At 73.3% G+C, this 17,376-nt stretch carries 16 protein-coding genes; 8 read left to right on the forward strand and 8 right to left on the reverse strand.

Translation table 11 applies throughout. From position 1 onward, the window contains the following. Positions 1-28: 28 nt before the first annotated feature. A complete protein-coding gene (locus PINTE_RS06540; protein ID WP_068427685.1) occupies positions 29-607 on the reverse strand; it encodes a TetR/AcrR family transcriptional regulator in 579 nt (192 codons plus the stop codon). 108 nt (positions 608-715) lie between these two features. Between PINTE_RS06540 and PINTE_RS06545 the strand changes: the two genes are divergently transcribed. Beyond that, the gene (locus PINTE_RS06545; protein ID WP_373280144.1) at positions 716-1,549 is read left to right on the forward strand and encodes an NADPH-dependent F420 reductase; all 834 of its coding nucleotides are present in this window, start codon (positions 716-718) and stop codon (positions 1,547-1,549) included. Positions 1,550-1,586: 37 nt separating this feature from the next. Here the strand turns inward: PINTE_RS06545 and PINTE_RS06550 are convergent, their stop codons facing one another. The 3 genes from PINTE_RS06550 to PINTE_RS06560 form a co-directional block, all read right to left on the reverse strand. Beyond that, on the reverse strand, positions 1,587-2,339 hold the full coding sequence (locus PINTE_RS06550; RefSeq protein ID WP_068427690.1) for an endonuclease/exonuclease/phosphatase family protein: 753 nt from the start codon (positions 2,337-2,339) through the stop codon (positions 1,587-1,589). A 279-nt stretch (positions 2,340-2,618) separates the two neighbouring features. Beyond that, positions 2,619-3,083, reverse strand: coding sequence for a MaoC/PaaZ C-terminal domain-containing protein (locus tag PINTE_RS06555; protein ID WP_068427692.1), 465 nt, complete (start codon positions 3,081-3,083; stop codon positions 2,619-2,621). A gap of 251 nt (positions 3,084-3,334) precedes the next feature. Beyond that, the gene (locus PINTE_RS06560; RefSeq protein WP_068427694.1) at positions 3,335-6,364 is read right to left on the reverse strand and encodes a UPF0182 family membrane protein; all 3,030 of its coding nucleotides are present in this window, start codon (positions 6,362-6,364) and stop codon (positions 3,335-3,337) included. A gap of 591 nt (positions 6,365-6,955) precedes the next feature. Between PINTE_RS06560 and PINTE_RS06565 the strand changes: the two genes are divergently transcribed. After that, positions 6,956-7,471 (forward strand): PPA1309 family protein, encoded by a 516-nt coding sequence (locus PINTE_RS06565; protein WP_245642829.1) that lies wholly within the window; start codon positions 6,956-6,958, stop codon positions 7,469-7,471. Between the two features lie 34 nt (positions 7,472-7,505). On the opposite strand, the gene PINTE_RS06570 is transcribed toward PINTE_RS06565, so the two are convergent. The 3 genes from PINTE_RS06570 to PINTE_RS06580 are packed head-to-tail and all read right to left on the reverse strand — an operon-like array spanning position 7,506 to position 10,293. After that, complete coding sequence (locus PINTE_RS06570) at positions 7,506-8,702, reverse strand: YlbL family protein (RefSeq protein ID WP_068427699.1); 1,197 nt, start codon at positions 8,700-8,702, stop codon at positions 7,506-7,508. Next, a complete protein-coding gene (locus PINTE_RS06575) occupies positions 8,699-9,184 on the reverse strand; it encodes a molybdenum cofactor biosynthesis protein MoaE (protein WP_084343320.1) in 486 nt (161 codons plus the stop codon). The genes PINTE_RS06570 and PINTE_RS06575 overlap by 4 nt, the downstream gene beginning before the upstream one ends. Continuing rightward, positions 9,184-10,293, reverse strand: coding sequence for an NAD-dependent epimerase/dehydratase family protein (locus PINTE_RS06580; RefSeq protein ID WP_068427702.1), 1,110 nt, complete (start codon positions 10,291-10,293; stop codon positions 9,184-9,186). Before PINTE_RS06580 ends, PINTE_RS06575 begins: the two co-directional genes overlap by 1 nt. 198 nt (positions 10,294-10,491) lie before the next feature. Here PINTE_RS06580 and PINTE_RS06585 point away from each other — a divergent pair, with 198 nt between their 5' ends. The 3 genes from PINTE_RS06585 (at position 10,492) to PINTE_RS06595 (ending at position 13,609) form a co-directional block, all read left to right on the forward strand. Continuing rightward, positions 10,492-12,177, forward strand: coding sequence for a zinc-dependent metalloprotease (locus PINTE_RS06585; protein ID WP_245642830.1), 1,686 nt, complete (start codon positions 10,492-10,494; stop codon positions 12,175-12,177). Beyond that, positions 12,174-12,764: an NUDIX hydrolase gene (locus tag PINTE_RS06590; protein WP_245642831.1), complete on the forward strand. Its 591-nt coding sequence runs from the start codon at positions 12,174-12,176 to the stop codon at positions 12,762-12,764. The genes PINTE_RS06585 and PINTE_RS06590 overlap by 4 nt, the downstream gene beginning before the upstream one ends. Before the next feature lie 83 nt (positions 12,765-12,847). Then, entirely contained in the window at positions 12,848-13,609 is a 762-nt protein-coding gene (locus tag PINTE_RS06595) for a YwiC-like family protein (protein WP_068427703.1), read from the forward strand. 9 nt (positions 13,610-13,618) lie between these two features. On the opposite strand, the gene PINTE_RS06600 is transcribed toward PINTE_RS06595, so the two are convergent. Beyond that, positions 13,619-14,266: a M48 metallopeptidase family protein gene (locus PINTE_RS06600; protein ID WP_373280145.1), complete on the reverse strand. Its 648-nt coding sequence runs from the start codon at positions 14,264-14,266 to the stop codon at positions 13,619-13,621. A 189-nt stretch (positions 14,267-14,455) separates the two neighbouring features. Here PINTE_RS06600 and PINTE_RS23145 point away from each other — a divergent pair, with 189 nt between their 5' ends. From PINTE_RS23145 to PINTE_RS06610, 3 genes are all read left to right on the forward strand, one after another. Next, positions 14,456-14,620 (forward strand): DUF5679 domain-containing protein, encoded by a 165-nt coding sequence (locus PINTE_RS23145; protein WP_169798474.1) that lies wholly within the window; start codon positions 14,456-14,458, stop codon positions 14,618-14,620. A 142-nt stretch (positions 14,621-14,762) separates the two neighbouring features. Next, positions 14,763-15,980, forward strand: coding sequence for a hypothetical protein (locus PINTE_RS06605; RefSeq protein ID WP_068427705.1), 1,218 nt, complete (start codon positions 14,763-14,765; stop codon positions 15,978-15,980). Continuing rightward, on the forward strand, positions 15,977-17,308 hold the full coding sequence (locus PINTE_RS06610) for an ABC1 kinase family protein (protein WP_068427707.1): 1,332 nt from the start codon (positions 15,977-15,979) through the stop codon (positions 17,306-17,308). The genes PINTE_RS06605 and PINTE_RS06610 overlap by 4 nt, the downstream gene beginning before the upstream one ends. Positions 17,309-17,376: the final 68 nt, after the last annotated feature.

Consider the following 17,376-nt stretch of genomic DNA (forward strand, 5'->3'; position numbering starts at 1 on the left):
TGATCCTTTCGACGAGTTCGGCGGCGGCCTACTGCGCCGCACCAACCCGCCAGCCCTCGCGGTTGATCCGTCGTATCGACTCGACCGAGGCGGTACCCACCGGGCCGGAGGCGGCAGCGACCCAGGCCGCGCCGAGTACGGCCCGATAGAAGTCGCGCCCAGTGACGAAATCCTTGACCACGCCCTGCGCCTTGGCGGCTTCGACGAGGGCGTCGGTCCACCCGATCACCACGTCACAGCGCAGGGACAGCGGCGAACTCTCCCGATCCAGCGCTGCCCGCAGCGGCTGGGGCAACCCCTCGTAGCTGGTCATGTAGCGCAGCAACGCCTCCGACCAGCGCTCCAGCCGCTCATCGGCGCTCAGCTCGGCCCGCTGGAGCGCGGCGTAGGACTCGGCGAGGTCGCCGAGCTCGCCGGCGAGCACTTCGGCCATCAAGGCGTGCCGGTCGGGAAAGTGCCGGTACAGGGTGCCCGCACCGACTCCGGCGCGTTTGGCGATGGCATCGAGGGACACCTCCAGGCCGTGGGCCGCAAAACTCTCCCTGGCCGCGGTCACGATCTTCTGCCTGTTGCGCACCGCATCCGCGCGCCCGGACGGACTCGCCATGTGCTCCCCTCCCTCGCCCCCCGCCGACGTTGACAACCGGAGACCGTCTCCATATCGTCACAAACGGAGACGCTCTCCGCCCTTTCGCATCGTAGCCCATGCGAGGAGATGCGGACCGTGACGTGGACATCAGCGTGCGGACGGCCCACGCGGCGTCCCCCCGCACGACCCTCATCGCACCCCAAGGAGATCACCATGAAGATCGGCATCATCGGAGCCGGCAACATCGGCGCGCTGCTCGCGACGAAGCTCGGCGCGGCCGGCCACGACGTGGCCATCGCCAACTCCCGCGGACCCGAGACGATCGACCCGGGCATCCTCACCGAGGGAGTCCGCGCGGTCGAGGCGGCCGACGCCGCCGCCGGCGCCGAGGTCGTCATCGTGTCGGTGCCCTTCGCCAGGATCCCGGACGTGGCGGGCCTGTTGTCGCAGATTCCGGAGAACGTGCCTCTCATCGACACCGGCAACTACTACCCCGGGCGGGACGGTCGGCATGACGCGGTGGACGCGGGTCAGGTCGAAAGCGTCTGGGTCGCGCAGACCATCGGCCGCCCGCTCGTCAAAGCCTGGAACTCGATCGGGGCCCCTTCCCTGGCCGACAAGGGCACGGAGCCGGGCGCGCAGGGGCGCATCGCCCTGCCCGTCGCCGCGGATCGGGACGAGGATCGCCGGGCGGCCATGGACCTCGTCGAACAGACCGGTTTCGACGCCGTCGATGCCGGCCGGCTCGCGGAGTCGTGGCGTCAGCAGCCCGGCGCACCTGTGTACTGCACCGACCTCACCCGTGCGGAGGTGGTGGAGGGCCTTGCCCGGGCCGATCGGGGGCGCGTGCCGAAGCGCCGCGACCTCGCCTGGGCAGCCGTCGTCGAGCGGACCGACGACTTCACGACGATGCCCGACTTCGACTGGGCCCTGCGGCTCAACCGGGTGCTCTACCGCTAGCCCAGCGCGCCCGGGCCACTCCGTCCGGTGGCGGCTCTCACGTCAGGCTCGCGAGGACGGCGCTGTGGTCGCTGAGGCCGCGATGGCGGGGCGTGTCGTCGACGCGGGCGGACACCACGCGGAGGCCGCGCACGAACACGTGGTCGTAGCGGCACCCGACCCCGGTGTGGTCGATCCAGGTCGGCGTCGAGCCGCCGGTCGCGTACCGGTAGGCGTCGAGCAACCCGAGGTCGAGCAGGTGATCGTAGGCGTCCCGCTCCTCCGCCAGCACGTACGGCAGCCCCGGGCGGTCGGCCGGGTCGACGATGTTGAGGTCACCGGCCAGCAGGAGCGGGCTCGCGTCGGCGCGGCACTCGGCGTCGACGAGGTCGGCGAACTCGCGCAGCCACGCGCGCTTGCGGTCCCGCTGCGCGTGGGAGGCGTATCGCACCGGGTCGCTGGCCGCGCCGTACACCCCGAGCACCGTGGCCTGCCCGATCCGGGCCCGGACCACCCGCGGACCGGCGGGAAATGTCGGCTCCCCCACCGACAGCCTCGTGTCCCGCACGACGAGGGCCACGCCGCGGTCGCGGCCGCTCAGCGCAGGCGTCAGGACGTTGTAGCCGGCCGCGCGGCAGACGTCGAGGATCAGCCGCGAACCCTCGCCGCGCGTGATCTCGCTGAGCACGACGAGGGGTTCGTCCGCGGCCCAGAGGTATTCGAGGAGGCCGCGGGCCGTCTCCTTGGTCGGCGCGGCGACGTTGAGCGCGAGCACGCCCAGACTGCTCGCCGCCGCACCTGCCGTCACCATCAGGCCACGATAGGCATGGCGCACCCGACCGACGGCGACCCGCCGCTGCTCGCGCCTACCGGCCGACCATCGCCGCGCTGCGACGCGGTTGGTGCCGCGGGCGCCGACGAGGACGTGAGTCCCCGGCTCGCGGGCCAGCAGCTCCAGCGCCTGCCCGCCGATGCCGGAAGGTCGCGCCGGTCATGACGATGACGCGTGCGTCGGAGTCACTCATCGGCATGCTCGCGCCACCATCCCTGCAGGTCCGTCACGCCCGCGCCGGGCCGGCATCTCGCCGTGCTAGAGCTGGTCCTGCGCAGGCCGCGCGAGCATGACGATCTCGATCTCCAGGGCCAGCACGTCCTTGCCGTCCTGGTTGGTCAGGCGGGCCTCGAAGAGCACGTCGACCCGACCGCGCGCAGCGGCGGTTCGCGAGACCGGAATCAGGCTCCCGGCGAGAGTGTCGCCCGTGCGCACGGGTCGCAGCATCCGCATCGACCGGATCTCGCGGCCGGCCACGATCGCCCAGCGGGAGTAGTGCGAGCTCACCGCCAGCCGCTGCAGGATGGCCGCGGTGTGGATGCCGCTCGCGATGAGGCCCCCGAACGGGCCACCGGCGGCGATCTCGGCGTCGGTGTGGATCGCCAGCGGATCCCACCGGCTCGCGAAGTCGACGATCTCGCCGTCCTGCACGGTGTGGGTCCCGAGGTCCAGCACCTCCCCCAACGGCAGGTCGTCGCCGTAGACCAGCTCGGGCGCGGTCATGAAGCCCTCCTCTCCCGCTGCGACAAGGCCCTCGACGCAACCGCTCCGGACGTCGCCGACACCTCGCCGGCCCTCGCCAGGCCCTGCCAGGGCCCTCCCCGACGTCGCTGAGAACTGCGTGTCGCGGTGAGGACTGCGGCACGAACCGCAGTCCCGACCATGACACGCAGTTCTCAGCGAGATGGCGTCGAGCTCTCAGCGAGATGGCGTCGAGCTCTCAGGGAGGTGGCGCCACCCTCCGGGGAGGGGCGTCAGCCGCCGGTGCCGGTGGGGGTGGGGGTCGCCGTGGGCGAGGCGGTCGGGCTCGCGGTCGCGGTGCCGGTACCGGTGGGGCTGGGGCTCGCGGTGCCGCCGGGGGTGACCGAGCCGCCCTCGGGCTGCAGCGCCATCGCCTGGGCGATGGCCCGGCTCAGCGCCTGCTGCGCCTTGCCGTAGGCGTCCCAGTCACCCTTGCGCATCGCGTCCTGGCCGGCCTTGAACTGCCGGTCGACCTCGGCGAGGGCGGCGTTGAGCTGCGCCGGAGACGGTGACGGCGTCGGCGAGGGCGACTGACCGGGTTGCTGCTGGCCCTGCTCGCCGTCGGTGGGCACCCCGGCGTCACCGGCGGTGGCTCCGGAGCTGCCTCCGAAGAGCTGGTCGAGCGCCGAATCGAGCGTGCGGCCCCACGCGATCGTGTTACCGAAGCTGACGACGACCGCCTGCAGCAGCGGGTAGCCGGCGTCGCGCCCGGAGACGTAGATCGGTTGGACGTACAGCAACCCGCCGCCGACAGGCAGCGTCAGCAGATTGCCGCGCTGCACCCGAGATCCCGTCTGGGAGATGTTGAGGAAGTTGTTCAACGTCATCGGGAAGTCGACGGAGTTGTTGTTGCTCGAGTTGATCTGGTTCTGCACCTGACTCGGGCCGGGCACGTTCGTGGCGCTCGGGAGGTCGAGCAGGCGCATCTTGCCGTAGTCGGCGCGCCGTTGACCCGCCTGATCACCCGCGTCGGAGTCGACGGCGAGGAAGCCGGTGAGGAACGGTCGATCGTCACCGGCGGGTGAGAACGACGTCGTCAGCGAGAACGCCGGCGCGTCCTGGTCCGGCATGCGGATCGACAGGTAGTACGGCGGCTGCCCCTCGTTGGTCCCCTGCTCGGCCTGAGTCGGGTCGACCGGCACGCGCCAGTACTCACCGCCTCCGAAGAAGGCGCCCGCTTCGGTGACGTGGTAGCGGGTCAGCAGCTCGCGCTGCACCTTGAACAGGTCTTCGGGGTAGCGCAGGTGGCTCATGAGGTCGCCGCTGATGTCGCTCATCGGCAGCAGCGTGTTGCTGAACGCCTGCGACCACGCCTTGAGCACCGGGTCCTGGTCGTCCCACGTGTACAGCCGCACCGAGCCGTCGTACGCGTCGACGGTGGCCTTGACGGAGTTGCGGATGTAGTTGACCTGACCGGCCCGCACCTGCTGCACGCTCTGGGTGCGGGCGGTGAGGGCGTCGGAGGTGGCCGTGTCGAGGCTCTGCAACTTGCTGTACGGGTACGTCGACGACGTCGTGTACCCGTCGAGGATCCACACGACGCGCCCGTCGACGACCGAGGGGTAGGCGTTGCCGTCGAGCGTCAGCCACGGCGCCACCCGCTCCACCCGCTCGCGCGGCTGGCGGTAGTCGAGCATCGTCGAGTGGTCGCCCACCTGCTCCGAGAGCAGCAGCTGATACGCGCGGTACTTCATGGCGTACGCGGCCCGCTTGAAGATGTTGTCCATGTGCACGCCGCCGCCGTTGACGTACGTGAACCGCTGCTCACCCTCGGCGCTCTGGTAGTCGATCTCGCGCGGCGGCGCGCCCTCGGGGGCGCCCACCACGGAGTAGTTCGTCGTGCGCTCACCGAAGTAGATGCGCGGCTCGAACGGCGTCAGCGGGCCCTGCGGCGGGATGTCGCGGGTGAAGAAGTCGGGCTCGCCGTCGGCGGTGCGCCGGTTGCCGTAGGCCGTGACGAGGCCGTACCCGTGCGTGTACACCGTGTGGTCGTTGACCCAGTTGCGCTGCGGCACCTGGTCGATGTCGAGTTCGCGGACCGCGACGACGGTGTCCTGCGGGGTGCCGTTCTCCTGGATCCGGTAGCGGTCGACGTCGAGCACGTCGGGGAACCGGTAGTACTGCCGCAGACCCTGCATCTGCGTGAACGTCGGGCTGACGATCAGCGGGTCGAGGATGCGGATGCCGGGGATCGTCGCCGCGTCCGAACGCAGCTGCCCCGGGGTGGCGTCGGTCTGCGCCTGGTACTGCGTCTTCGTCAGGTCCGTCAGGCCGTAGGCCGCGCGGGTGGAGTCGATGTTCTTCTGGATGAACTCCGCCTCCAGGGCGGCCTCGTTCGGGCGCACCCGCAGGCTCTGCACCGCCATCGGGTACAGGCCCCCGACGACGACCGACATGACGAGCAGCATCGAGACGCCGATGATCGGCAGGCGCCACGACGACGTCCAGATGGTCGCGATGAACAGCAGCGCGCACAGCACCGCGGCGATCGCGAGGATCGTCTTCGTCGGCAGCACCGCGAACTGGTCGGTGTACGTCAGCCCCGTGATCCGCGCCGAATCCTGCACGCTCAGCTGGTAGCGCTCCAGCCAGTAGCCGCCGCCGCGCACGAGCACGAGGGCGGCGCCGAGCAGCGACAGGTGCACCCGCGCGGCGCGGGACGTGTGCGGGCCGCGACCGCCGAGCTGCAGGCCGCCGTAGATGTAGTGCGTCAACGCGGCCGCCATGAGCGCGAGCACGAGCGCCATCGTCAGGAACGAGACGATGAACAGCACCCAGGGCATCGTGAAGACGAAGAAGCCCACGTCCAGGTTGAACGTCGGGTCGTTGGTGCCGAACGGCTGCCGGTTGAGCCACAGCAGCACCAGGCGCCACTGGCTCGCGGCCGCCGCGCCGGCGAACGCGCCGAGCACGAGTGGCGCGCCGAGCAGCGCGAGACGGCGCAGCGGCTCGATGAGCTCGCGGTAGCGGTCCAGCGCCTCCTGCTGCGGGGTGCTCGGGGCGTACAGCGGTCGGGTGCGGTACCCGACGATGAGGCTCGAGGCGACCAGGAGCGCGACGAGGCTGCCGCCGAGGAGGAACAGCGCGACCTGCGTGCCGAGGCGGGTCCACAGCACCCGGGCGTAGCCGACGCTGTCGTACCAGAGCACCTCGGTCCAGAACTGCGAGGCCGCGGCGAGCACCCCGGCCAGCACGACGAGCGCGGTGACGGTGATCGCCAGCGGACCGGGGCGCCGGGTGCGCAGCTGCCCGGGCGGGGGCATGCGACGCGGACCCGTCGGTCCTCCGCTGCCGGGTCCACCGGGTCCACCTGGACCACCGGGACGACCCGGTCCACCCGGTCCACCCGGTCCACCCGGACGGCCGGGGCCGCCAGGCCCGCCCGGCCCGCCCGGTCCACGGCCGCCGCCGGCGCCCATACCGGCTCCGAAACCGCCGAGACCGCCGGGGAACCGGAAGCCGCCGCCGAACCCTGACGAGCCCGAACCCGAACCGGAGCCCGAACCCGAGCTTGAACCCGAACCGGAGCCCGATCCCGAGCCCGAGGAGGAGCCGGAGCCGGAGCCACCCCGGGGCGTGGCGTCTCCCCCGCCCGGGTCACGCCGCGGGTCGTCCGGGCCGGTGGGCCCCTGATCCTTCTCGTCGCTCACGCCAACCGCCGTTCCGTCGCCGTCCCGTTCGCCGAACTCGCGTGCCGGTTCGTCACTGTCCGATACCCCCCAACGTACCTACCCCCACCGGATGCCCAAGACCCTGGGGAAAAGTACGGCGTGCCGAATATGCTCGCACGCGCGAGAGCGTTCGGCTCGTGCCCCTGACATGCCTGCGGCCGGGCGTCCGGCAGAGTGGGGCGGGTGACCGTGCATCTGCCGCCCCTGCTCACCTGCGCGCGAGACATCGAACGCTACGTCGCCGGCGCCGGGTGGGATCAACCCGCCCGCCTGTTCGCCCTCGTCACCACCGAGCAGCTGCGCGAGAACCAGCCGCAGCTGAGCCACCTGGAGGCCGAGGGCCCGGACGCCTTGAGCGCCATCGAACAGGAGGACCTGCCCGCCTCCTCGGGGCTGGAGGAGCTGCTCGCCCAGATCGGCTGGCCCCCGCAGGTGCACGGGGCGGCGATCGCCGTCGAGCGGATCGTGCTGCCCCCGCAGGCGCAGGCAGACCTGCCCGAAGAGGAGCAGGCTGCCCTGGAGGCGGTCGCCAAGCATCCGCAGCGCCAGGATGTGCGACTGCTCGTCGCGGCCCTGCGCGACGGTTCCGCGACGTGCCTGCTGCGCCAGCGCGACCACGACAACGACGACGACGTGGCCGTCGGGGAGAACATCGCCCCCGGCCTGCTCGACGCCCTCCGCCAGACCCTGCGCGACTGACGTCGCGGCGCCCGGCGCCGACTCCGGCTGCGGCTCAGCCGGTGCAGGTGGGCAGGGACTGGCCGCGACCGGCTCCGATGGCCTCGACGGCCGTTCGCGCCTCGTCGAAGGTCGCCACGCGGGCGACGTGCAGGCCATCGGGCACGTTGCCGACCACCTCCGGGCAGTCGGCGGCCGGCGCGAGGAACCACGCGGCCCCGGCGTCGCGGGCGCCCACCATCTTGTGCTCGATGCCGCCGATCGGGCCGACCGCGCCGTCGAGCCCGATCGTGCCGGTACCCGCGATCTTCTGCCCCCCGGTCAGCGGCCCGGGGGTGATCTTGTCGTAGACGGCGAGGGCGAACATCATGCCCGCCGAGGGCCCGCCGACGTTGCCGGCGTCGATCGTCACCTTGATGGAGTCGTCGAAGCGCGCCTCCAGGCCGACGCCGACCATGCGGCGCCCGTCGATGACGCGGGTCGGCACGTCGACGTCGAGGGCGGAGCCCGACCGCCGCACGGTCATCCGCACGCTGTCGCCCCCGGCCTGCACGAGCCGGGACACGTCGGCGGCCGCCTGCACCCGGGTACCGCCGACCGCGGTGACGACGTCACCCTCCTGCAGGTGCCCGACGGCGGGACCGTTCGGCGCGACCTGCGCGACGACCGCCTCCTCCGGCTTGCCGACGGCCCGCAGCGCCACCGCCGCCGCCGCGTTCTGGGAACCCTGCATCTGGGCCGAGGTCTGCTGGCGCACCTGGTCGGCGGTCGCGCTCGGCGGGTAGAGCTGATCACGCGGGATGATCTGGGCCCGCGGGTCGAGGCGCGCGACGAGCAGGTCCCACACCGTGATGTCGTAGCCGGGGCCGCCGTACTGCGCGACCGTCGTGAAGTCGAGGCTGCCGGTCGTCGGATAGGTCTGCACCCCGCTGATCGAGACCAGACTGTGGCCCCCGGTCTCACCGAGCGTGTCCACCGCCGGGCCGGCCCGCAGGATGACGTACGCCGGGTGGTACAGGGTGCCGGCGATGAGGACGAGCAGCACGAGCAGCAGCGCGATCAGGCTGGTGCGGGTCTGGCGCGACAGGCTCCAGGAGACCCGGCTGCCGCGGCCGGTGGCGTGCCCGGGAGCCGACTCAACCGACTGACCCGGCTCCCCCTGATCGCCGTGGCCGCTGCGGCCCGGTGCCGCTGAGCCGGAGCCGGGGTCGTCGCCCTCGCGGGCGCGTTCGCCCCGCAGGGGCAGCCTCACGGGGTGCCCACCCACTCGTCGTCGCCGTCGGTGAAGATCTGGTGCTTCCAGATCGGCACCCGCGCCTTGAGCGTGTCGATGAACTCGCGGCCCGCCGTGAAGGCCTCGCCGCGGTGCCCGGTGCCGACGGCCAGCACGACCGCCAGGTCCCCCACCCGCAGATCCCCGACGCGGTGGGTGGCGGCGACCGCGACGACCCCCTCGTGCGCGGCGATCTCCTGCGCGACCTCTCGCAGCACGGCGGGCGCGCTGGGGTGCGCCGAGTACTCCAGGGCGGTCACGTCGCGCCCGCCGTCGTGGTCGCGCACGACGCCGGTGAACGTGACGACACCGCCGACCCCGGGCACCGACACCGCGGCCGTCACCTCGTCGACGCTGAGCGGGGTCTCGCGCAGTTCGGCGAGACAGACGCGGCCGGGTCGCGAGTTCTCGTCCCGGGGCTCCTCGCCGTGGAGGCCGTGGAGGCGGTCCGCTGCGTTCATCAGATCAGGCTCCCTCGTCGCTTGCGTCGCCGCACGATCGCGGCGGTGCCCACCACCGCCACCGCGGCGCTGGCCGTGCCGACGGCCGCGTCGCGGCGCAGGGCGAGCAGGCCCCGGTCGCGGCGGATCCCGTCGAGCATCACCTGCAGGCAGGTCTCGTTGTCGTGGACGGCGCGCCAGCCGACCGCCTCCAGCGGCTCGGCCGAGACGAGCCACGGATAGCGCACGTAGTCGAGGTCGACGCCGGAGGTGTTGAGCACCCCCGCGGCGTGCAGCCGCCGCGCGGTGGCCAACGCGACCGCGGCCGGCAGCTCGAGGCGGCGCTTGCCGCTGACGAGTTCGACCCGCGCCTGCGAGATCGACCCCGGGGCACCGACGGTGACGACCGGCCCGAGACCGCCGTCCGGGCCGTGGCCGACGACGCACATCACCGCGGCGGCCAGGTCTTCGACGTGCACGAACTGCCACCGCGGCGAGCTGCCGGAGAGCACGAGCAGCCGCGGCGACTCGAAGTGCCGGCTGATCGTCGTGTCGACGCCGGGGCCGACGACCGCTGCGGCCCGGACCACGCTGACGCGCAGGTCGGGGCGGGCCCGCCGGACCGCCTCCAGTTCGGCCTCGACGACGAGGAGGTCACCGGTCAGTCCCCCGTCGTCGCGGGCGTGCAGCGGCGCCTCCGGCGGGATCGGCACGGGATTGGTGGCGCGGGCCCCGTACACCCGGGCCGAGCTGACGACGACGAGGTGCCCGCCCTCGGCGGTGGCGTCGGCCGAGGCCCGCAGCAGCTCGACGAGCGCGGCCCGCCGGACCGCGGTCGCGACGGCGAGGTCGCGGTGCAGGTCGGTGCTCAACGCGACGTGCACCACCACGGGGCTCGTGGCCGGGGAGTCGGGGTGCGAGCCCGCCGGGTGCTTGGCCGCTTTCGCCCCGTTGGACGGTCCGAGGCCCGGGGCACGCAGCCGGGTGGACACCGCCTCCACGCCGAACCGGTCTCGGCCCAGCCGCACGATCTCGCGCGCGATCCGCCCGTCGACCCCGCGCACCGACAGCTCGGCGTTCAGCACACGCAGCGAGATGGTGCCGGTGTCGGCCCCGTCACCGGAACTCACAGGCGTCCTCCCGTTGTTGTTCTCGTAGCGTCGTGTGCACGGAGCCGGAGTCTCGCCCCGTGACCCCACCGTCACGAGGTCCGCGACTGCGCCCGTCCGTGCATCCATCGATGTGCTGCGCGCTATCCCGTCGTGGATATCGTCTAGTCACATCCTGTCAGCAACCCGGACACGAGTTCACAACCCAAGGAGACGGACGTGTCGTCCAGTCAGCAGCCAGGCCCCGACCCCGACGACCTGCGCCGCATGCTCGAGCAGTTCCTCGGCAGCGCCGACAACCCGGCCATGGCCGAGGCCATGAAGTCGATGGGCCTCGACAAGATCGACGAACCGACCATGCGGATGCTCGCCGGGCAGCTGTCCGCGATGTTCGCGGCGGAGCCCACCGACGGGCTCAACCTCGACCTCAGCACCGACGTCGCGCGCAAGACCGTGGCCGCCGGCGGCGACGCGGTGGTGAGCGCCACCCTGCAGCGCGGTGTCCACGATGCGGTCGGCGTGGCCGACCTGTGGCTGGAGGAGGTCACCGACTTCAGCCTGCCCGGCGCCACCGGCGTGGCCCTGAGCCGCGCCGAGTGGGTCGACCAGACGATGCCGATGTGGGGCCGTCTCGTCGGGCCGGTCGCGACCGCCGTCAACGACGCCATCACCGGGGCCATGCGCGCCCAGCTCGACAAGCTGACCGAGAGCGGCGAACTGCCCGAGCTGCCGGGGATGCCCGGGATGCCGGGGATGCCGGGGATGCCGGGCGGCGGCATGCCGGACCTGGGCGCGATGATGAACCAGTTCGAGCCGATGATGGCGCGGATGAGCAGCTCGATGTTCGGCGCGCAGATCGGCCAGGCCGTGGGCAACCTCGCCGGCGAGGTCGTCAGCGGCACCGAGGTCGGCCTCCCGCTGCTGCCGGCCGGCACGGTGGCGCTGCTGCCCGCGAATGTCGCGACGTTCGCCGAGGGCCTGGAGGTCGACGACGCCCAGGTGCTGCTGTACCTCGCGGTGCGGGAGGTGGCCCGCGCGCGGCTGTTCGCCGACGTGCCGTGGCTCGGCCCGCAGCTCGTGGCGGCGGTGCAGGCCTACGCGGCCGACATCTCCGTCGACACCGAGGGCATCGAGGCCAAGCTGTCGAGCATCGACCCGATGGACCCGCAGGCGATGCAGAACGCGTTGACCGGCGGCCTGTTCACGCCCGACCCGAGCCCCGCGCAGCAGCGGGCCCTGGCCCGCCTGGAGACCCTGCTCGCGCTCGTCGAGGGCTGGGTCGACGTCGTGACCGCGCAGGCCACGGCCCGGCACCTGCCGCAGTCGGCCGCGCTCGGGGAGGCCGTGCGGCGCCGACGCGCCACCGGCGGCCCCGCCGAGCACCTCTTCCACCAGCTCGTCGGGCTGCAGCTGCGCCCCCGCCGGCTGCGCGACGCCGCGAACCTGTTCGCCGCGCTCGAGAACGCCGGCGACGCCGCCACGCGCGACAAGGCCTGGGGGCACCCCGACATCGCGCCCACCAGCGAGGATCTCGACGACATCCTCGGTTACGTCGAACGCGTCACCGGCCGACGCGGCGGCGCCGGTCGAGGTGCCGCCGGGGCTGCGGGTTCTGGCGGTGCTGCCGCGGCCGGGCTCGAGGAGGGCCGCGGCGAGGGCGGCGCGCCGACGGGAGACGGCTCGGCGCAGGAACCGACGCCGGCCACCTCCGCGGAGCCGGGCTCGCAGCAGCCTTCGGACGCCGACGACGGCTCGGCCGGGTCGACCGGGTCGGCCAAGCCCGCCGCGTCGGGGGGCTCGGGCGAGCCGGCGGGCGGTTCCGACTTCGCCGACATGGACGACATGGACGCAGCCCTCAAGCGCCTGCTGGACGAAGAGACCCGCGGCGACGACCCACGGTCGTGAGCGGCTCGCCGATCCCCCCTCCCGATCCCGACGGCGCGTTCGCGCGGCTGCGTGAGTCGGCGCTCGCGACGCTGACCGCCTGGGCTGCGCCCGACGCCGACCAGGAGGCGTTGCGCCGGCAGTACCTGCGTCACCTGCGCGACCACGAGGCGGCGTGCGCGCGCACCGGTCCGCCCGCGCACCTGACGGTCGGTGTCGTCGTGCTCGACGAGTCCGGCACGCGCACGCTCCTCGTGCTGCACGGCAAGGCCGGGCGCTGGTTCCAGCCGGGCGGCCACATCGAGGCCGACGACGCCGACCTGGCGGCGGCCGCCGCGCGGGAGGCGCGCGAGGAGACGGGCCTGCCCGGCCTGCGCCTCGACCCGACTCCGGTGCACCTCGACCGGCACCCCCTGCCGGCGGAATTCGGCACCTGCCGCGAGCACCTCGACGTGCGCTTCCTCGCGACCACTGCGACTCCCGACGCGCCCCGGGTCAGCGCCGAATCGCTCGACGTGCGTTGGTGGCCCGTCGACGACCTGCCCGAGGACGACGTCGCCGGACTCGTCGCCGCCGGCGTGGCCCGGCTCCGCGGCGGCCGGCGATGACCGCCTCCCGCGGGGCGACCGGCCCCGGTCCGGGCGCCGCACGACAGGTCCGCTCCCGCCGGAGCCGGCGCGGTCCGGGCTGGATGCCGTCGCAGCACGGCGCGTGGGCGATGCTGCTCGTCCCGTTCCTGGTCGGCGCCATCCGCTCGAACGGGGCGTGGATCCACCTGCCGATGCTGGCGTTCTGGATCGTCGGGTACTTCGCGTTCAACGCCGCCGCGCTGTGGGTGAAATCGGGGTTCAAGGCGCGCTATCGGCCTCCGGTGCTCACGTACGGCGCGGTGGCCGGCGCGCTCGGCGTGGGGCTCGCGCTCTGGCGCCCCGACCTGCTGTGGTGGGCGCCCGTCTTCGGGGTGTGTCTGGCGGTGAGCCTGCTGTTCTCGTGGCGGCGCCGGGAGCGGGCGCTGACCAACGACGTCGTGACGATCTTCGCGGCCTGCGTGTTCGGGCTCGTCACGTATCAGGCGGGATACGAGCCCGGCGGCACGATCCTCGCCGGGTGGCGCGCGATGGTCACGATCACCGTCGTCCTGTTCGCCTACTTCGTCGGCACCGCGCTGTACGTCAAGACGATGATCCGGGAGCGCGGCCGGGCCGGCTGGAAGGTGGCGTCCGTGGCCTACCACGGCGCGGTCACCCTCGCCCTCACCGCGCTCGTCACCGTGGCCTCGGCGCTGCCGCCGGGCATGCACCGCCGGCCGCTGGCCGTGCTGGCGGCGATCTTCGCGCTGCTCACCGCGCGGGCCTGGGCGCTGGCCGGGCGGTCGATCCGGCCGCTGTACATCGGGCTCGGCGAGATCGCCGTGTGCGCGGCGCTGCTCGCCGTCGTCTGGGTCTGGGGCTGAGCTGCCGGCTCAGACCGCGTGCTCGCCCCGCCCGTCCCGATCGGTGGACACGTCGTGGCCGTCGGGGCCGTCGTCGCTGATGTCGAGGTGGGCGGCAGCCGCGACGCCCTCGAGGTAGCCGCGGGCCCGCTCCAGCCGCGGGTAGGGCTCGAGCAACGCCCAGAAGTCCGGTCCGTGACCGGGCACCAGCAGGTGCGCGAGCTCGTGCAGCAGCACGTAGTCGAGCACCCAGCCGGGCATGCCGCGCACCTGCTCGGAGATGCGGATCGTGCGCGTCGCGGGGGTGCACGACCCCCACCGGCGGCGCTGGTTGCCGACCCAGGCCACGGAGGCGGGCCGGGCGCGTCCCTGCAGGTAGCGGGTCGACAGCCGGCGTGCGCGGGCCGCCAGCTCGTCGTCGCCGGGGGTGCGCCGGGCGCGGCGGGCCGCCAGCCGTTCCCGCATCCGCTGCACCCACATCCGCTCTTGGGCGCGGGTGAATCCGGCGGGGATGAGCACGACGAGCCGGCCGTCTTCTTCGTACGCGCTGACCGTGCGGCGGCGCCGCGCGCTGCGGCGCACCTCCACCGCAGGCTCGTTCGCCTGCCCGCTCGGGTGCTCGCCGGGGTGCTGGCTGCGCCGCTCGGCATGGTCGGATTCGCGCCACGCAGGGTTCACCGGCGCAGGATACCGATCGTTGCCGACGCCGCCGACACGGCACGCGCACCGGCGACCGGGTCGGACGGATGCGACACGACACCCCTGGTCACCGGCTCCGACATGCGCGCTCCGACGGAATCGCTGGTCTACTGTGGCCTGGTCCCGGGCCGCCTGGGGCGGCACGAATCGACAAGGAGATCCACAGACATGACCGACACCGGTGAGACCTACAAGGGCGAGTTCTACTGCGTGAAGTGCAAGGAGAAGCGCGAGGCGGAGGGCAACGTCGTCGAGACCAACGGCCGCCGCATGGCCAAGGGCAAGTGCCCCTCCTGCGGCACCAACCTCAACCGCATCCTCGGCAAGGCCTGAGGCAGCTCGCGGCCGGCTGGGGGGCTGGCTGCCGACGCCACGCGACGGCGGGCGGGTGGACGCTCCACCCGCCCGCCGTCGCGTCCCCGGGGGCTGTGGATAACCGGGACCACCGGTCGGTGGGCCGCGGCAGACTGCCCCCATGAGCCGGTCCCGTCTCGTCCTGCAGCCCCACGCCCGCCTCCTGCGCCGCGGTGGCGGCGCCCTGCAGATCGGGCTCGTCGACTCCGGCGTCGTCGTCACCGGGCTCGAGGAACACGAGATCGACCAGCTGCTGCGGCTTAGCCCCGCCTCCGAGGGCGACGACGTCGAGGGCCCCGAGCGGCCCGGGGTGCCGGCGGCCGCTTTGCTCGACTCCACGCGGGTGGCCGACGTCGTCGCGCTGCTCCGCGAGCGCCGGTTGCTCGTTGCGCGACCGACTCCGACGGAACGACTGCGGTCGCTGACCCCGCGACGGATCTGGGGTTTTCGCCCCGACGCCGCCGCCCGCACCGGCGCCTACGGCACCGACGACGACGGTTACCGGCTCCTCCTGGCGCGGTCTCGACGCCGCGTCGTCGTCGACGGGCACGGCCGTCTCGCCGCGGAGATCGCCCGCTGCCTGCGGGCCGGCGGCATCGGGCGCATCGACGTCGGCGCCGACGCTGCCGACGCCGCCGAGTTGGCCCTGCGCCGACGCGAAGAACGCAACCGGCGACGCGCCCGCCGCGGCGCCGGCAGCTCCCTCACATCCCCCAGCTCCCCCAGTTCGCCCAGTTCGCCCGGCTCCCTCGGGTCCGGCGAGCGGAGCCGCTCGTCCGGCTCGTCCGGCTCCCCGAACATCCCTGACACCCCCGACATCCCGGACGCCTCGGACACCCCGGACACCCCGGCGGCCTCGGACACCCCGGCGGCCTCGGACACCCCGGCGGCGGACGTCGACCTCGTCGTGCTGCTGGGTCACGGCGCCGTCGACCACCGGCGGGCGGAGCCGTGGCGCCGCCGCGACGTGCCGCACGTCCCCGTGGTCGTCGACGGCCCGGTGCTGCGGGTCGGTCCGCTCGTCGACGGGCCGGCGCCGTGCCTGCTGTGCCTCGACCTGCACCGCACCGACCGCGACCCGCAATGGCCACGAGTCGTGGCGCAACTCGACGACGGGAGGTCGCCGGTGGCGCGGGCCGCGGTCGACGCCGAGAGCGCGCTGCGCTCGATCGCGGCCGGGCTCACCGCGATGTTCGTGCACGCCCGCCTCGACGGGCAGCCCTGGCCGGCCGGTCTCACCGTCACGTACCGGCTCCCGTCCCCGGAGGCGGTGCATCACGTGTGGCACCCCCATCCTCGGTGTCGTGACTGTGCGGCCCGGGTGACAATGGCGTCGTGACCCAACTGCCACGACGAGCGATCGTCCGAAGCGCAAAGCTCGCCTCCCTGCCCCTGGGGGTCGCGGGTCGCGCCGCTCTGGGCGCCGGAAAGCGACTGGGCGGCAAGCCGGCCGAGGCGGTCGCCGCCGAACTGCAGGCCCGCACCGCCGAGCAGCTGTTCACGGTTCTCGGCGAGCTCAAGGGCGGCGCGATGAAGGTGGGCCAGGCGCTGTCGGTGCTCGAGGCCGCGATGCCCGAAGAACTGGCCGGGCCGTACCGCGCGACCCTCACCAAGCTGCAGGATTCGGCCCCGTCGCTGCCGACCGCGACCGTCCACGAGGTGTTGACCCGCGAGCTCGGCAACCGCTGGCGCACGAAGTTCGCGCTCTTCGAGGACCAGCCCACGGCCGCCGCCTCTGTCGGCCAGGTGCATCACGCGATCTGGAAAGACGGTCGCGAGGTCGCCGTGAAGATCCAGTACCCCGGCGCCGGCGACGCCCTCGTCGGCGACTTCCGTCGACTGTCGCAGGCCACCCGCGCGCTCGCGTCGTGGATCCCGGGCCTCGACCTCGGCCCGGTGCTCGCCGAACTCGTCGCCCGCGTGCAGGAGGAACTCGACTACGAGCTGGAGGCCGACCGGCAGCGCCGGTTCGGCGAGGCCTTCGACTGCGACGCTCACGTCTTCGTGCCGGCGGTCGTGCACCAGCGCGGCGCCGTCATCATCACCGAGTGGATGGGCGGCACGCCGCTGTCTCGGATCATCGCCGAGGGCAGCGACGCCGAGCGCTCGCAGGCCGCCACCCGATACCTGGAGTTCCTCGTCTCGGGGCCGCAACAGGCCCGGCTCCTGCACGCCGACCCGCACCCGGGCAATTTCCGGCTGCTGGACGACGGTCGTCTCGGGGTGCTCGACTTCGGGGCGGTGGCGCCGCTGCCGCAGGGGCTACCCGGGGCGATCGGCCGGCTCGTGAGCCTGGCCCTGCGCGGGGAGGCGGAGCCGCTGCTGGACGGGCTGCGCACCGAGGGATTCGTGTTGCCGTCCCAGGAACTCGACCCCGACCGGGTGCTGCGTCTCGTCACGCCGTTTCTCGAGGCGCTGCGCGTGCCCACCTACACCTTCCGCCGCGCCTGGCTGCGGGAGGTCACCACCGCACTGCAGGACCCGCGCGGCGAGCAGTGGCGCACCGGCATCCGGATGAACCTGCCGCCGGAATACCTGCTCATCCACCGGGTCTGGGCCGGAGGCATCGGCGTGCTGTGTCAGCTGGAGGGCGCGGTACCGGCCAGCCGGATCCTCGGCGAGTGGCTGCCTGAAGCCGATTTTCCGGCTCCGGAATCGACGGCCTGACGCAGGCTCCTGGTTGACCGCCGGCGTCAACACGCTCGGCGATTCGGTTTCCGGCGGCCGTTGCCGCC

This window comes from Piscicoccus intestinalis NBRC 104926, assembly GCF_001515525.1.
GTDB classification, from domain to species: domain Bacteria; phylum Actinomycetota; class Actinomycetes; order Actinomycetales; family Dermatophilaceae; genus Kineosphaera; species Kineosphaera intestinalis.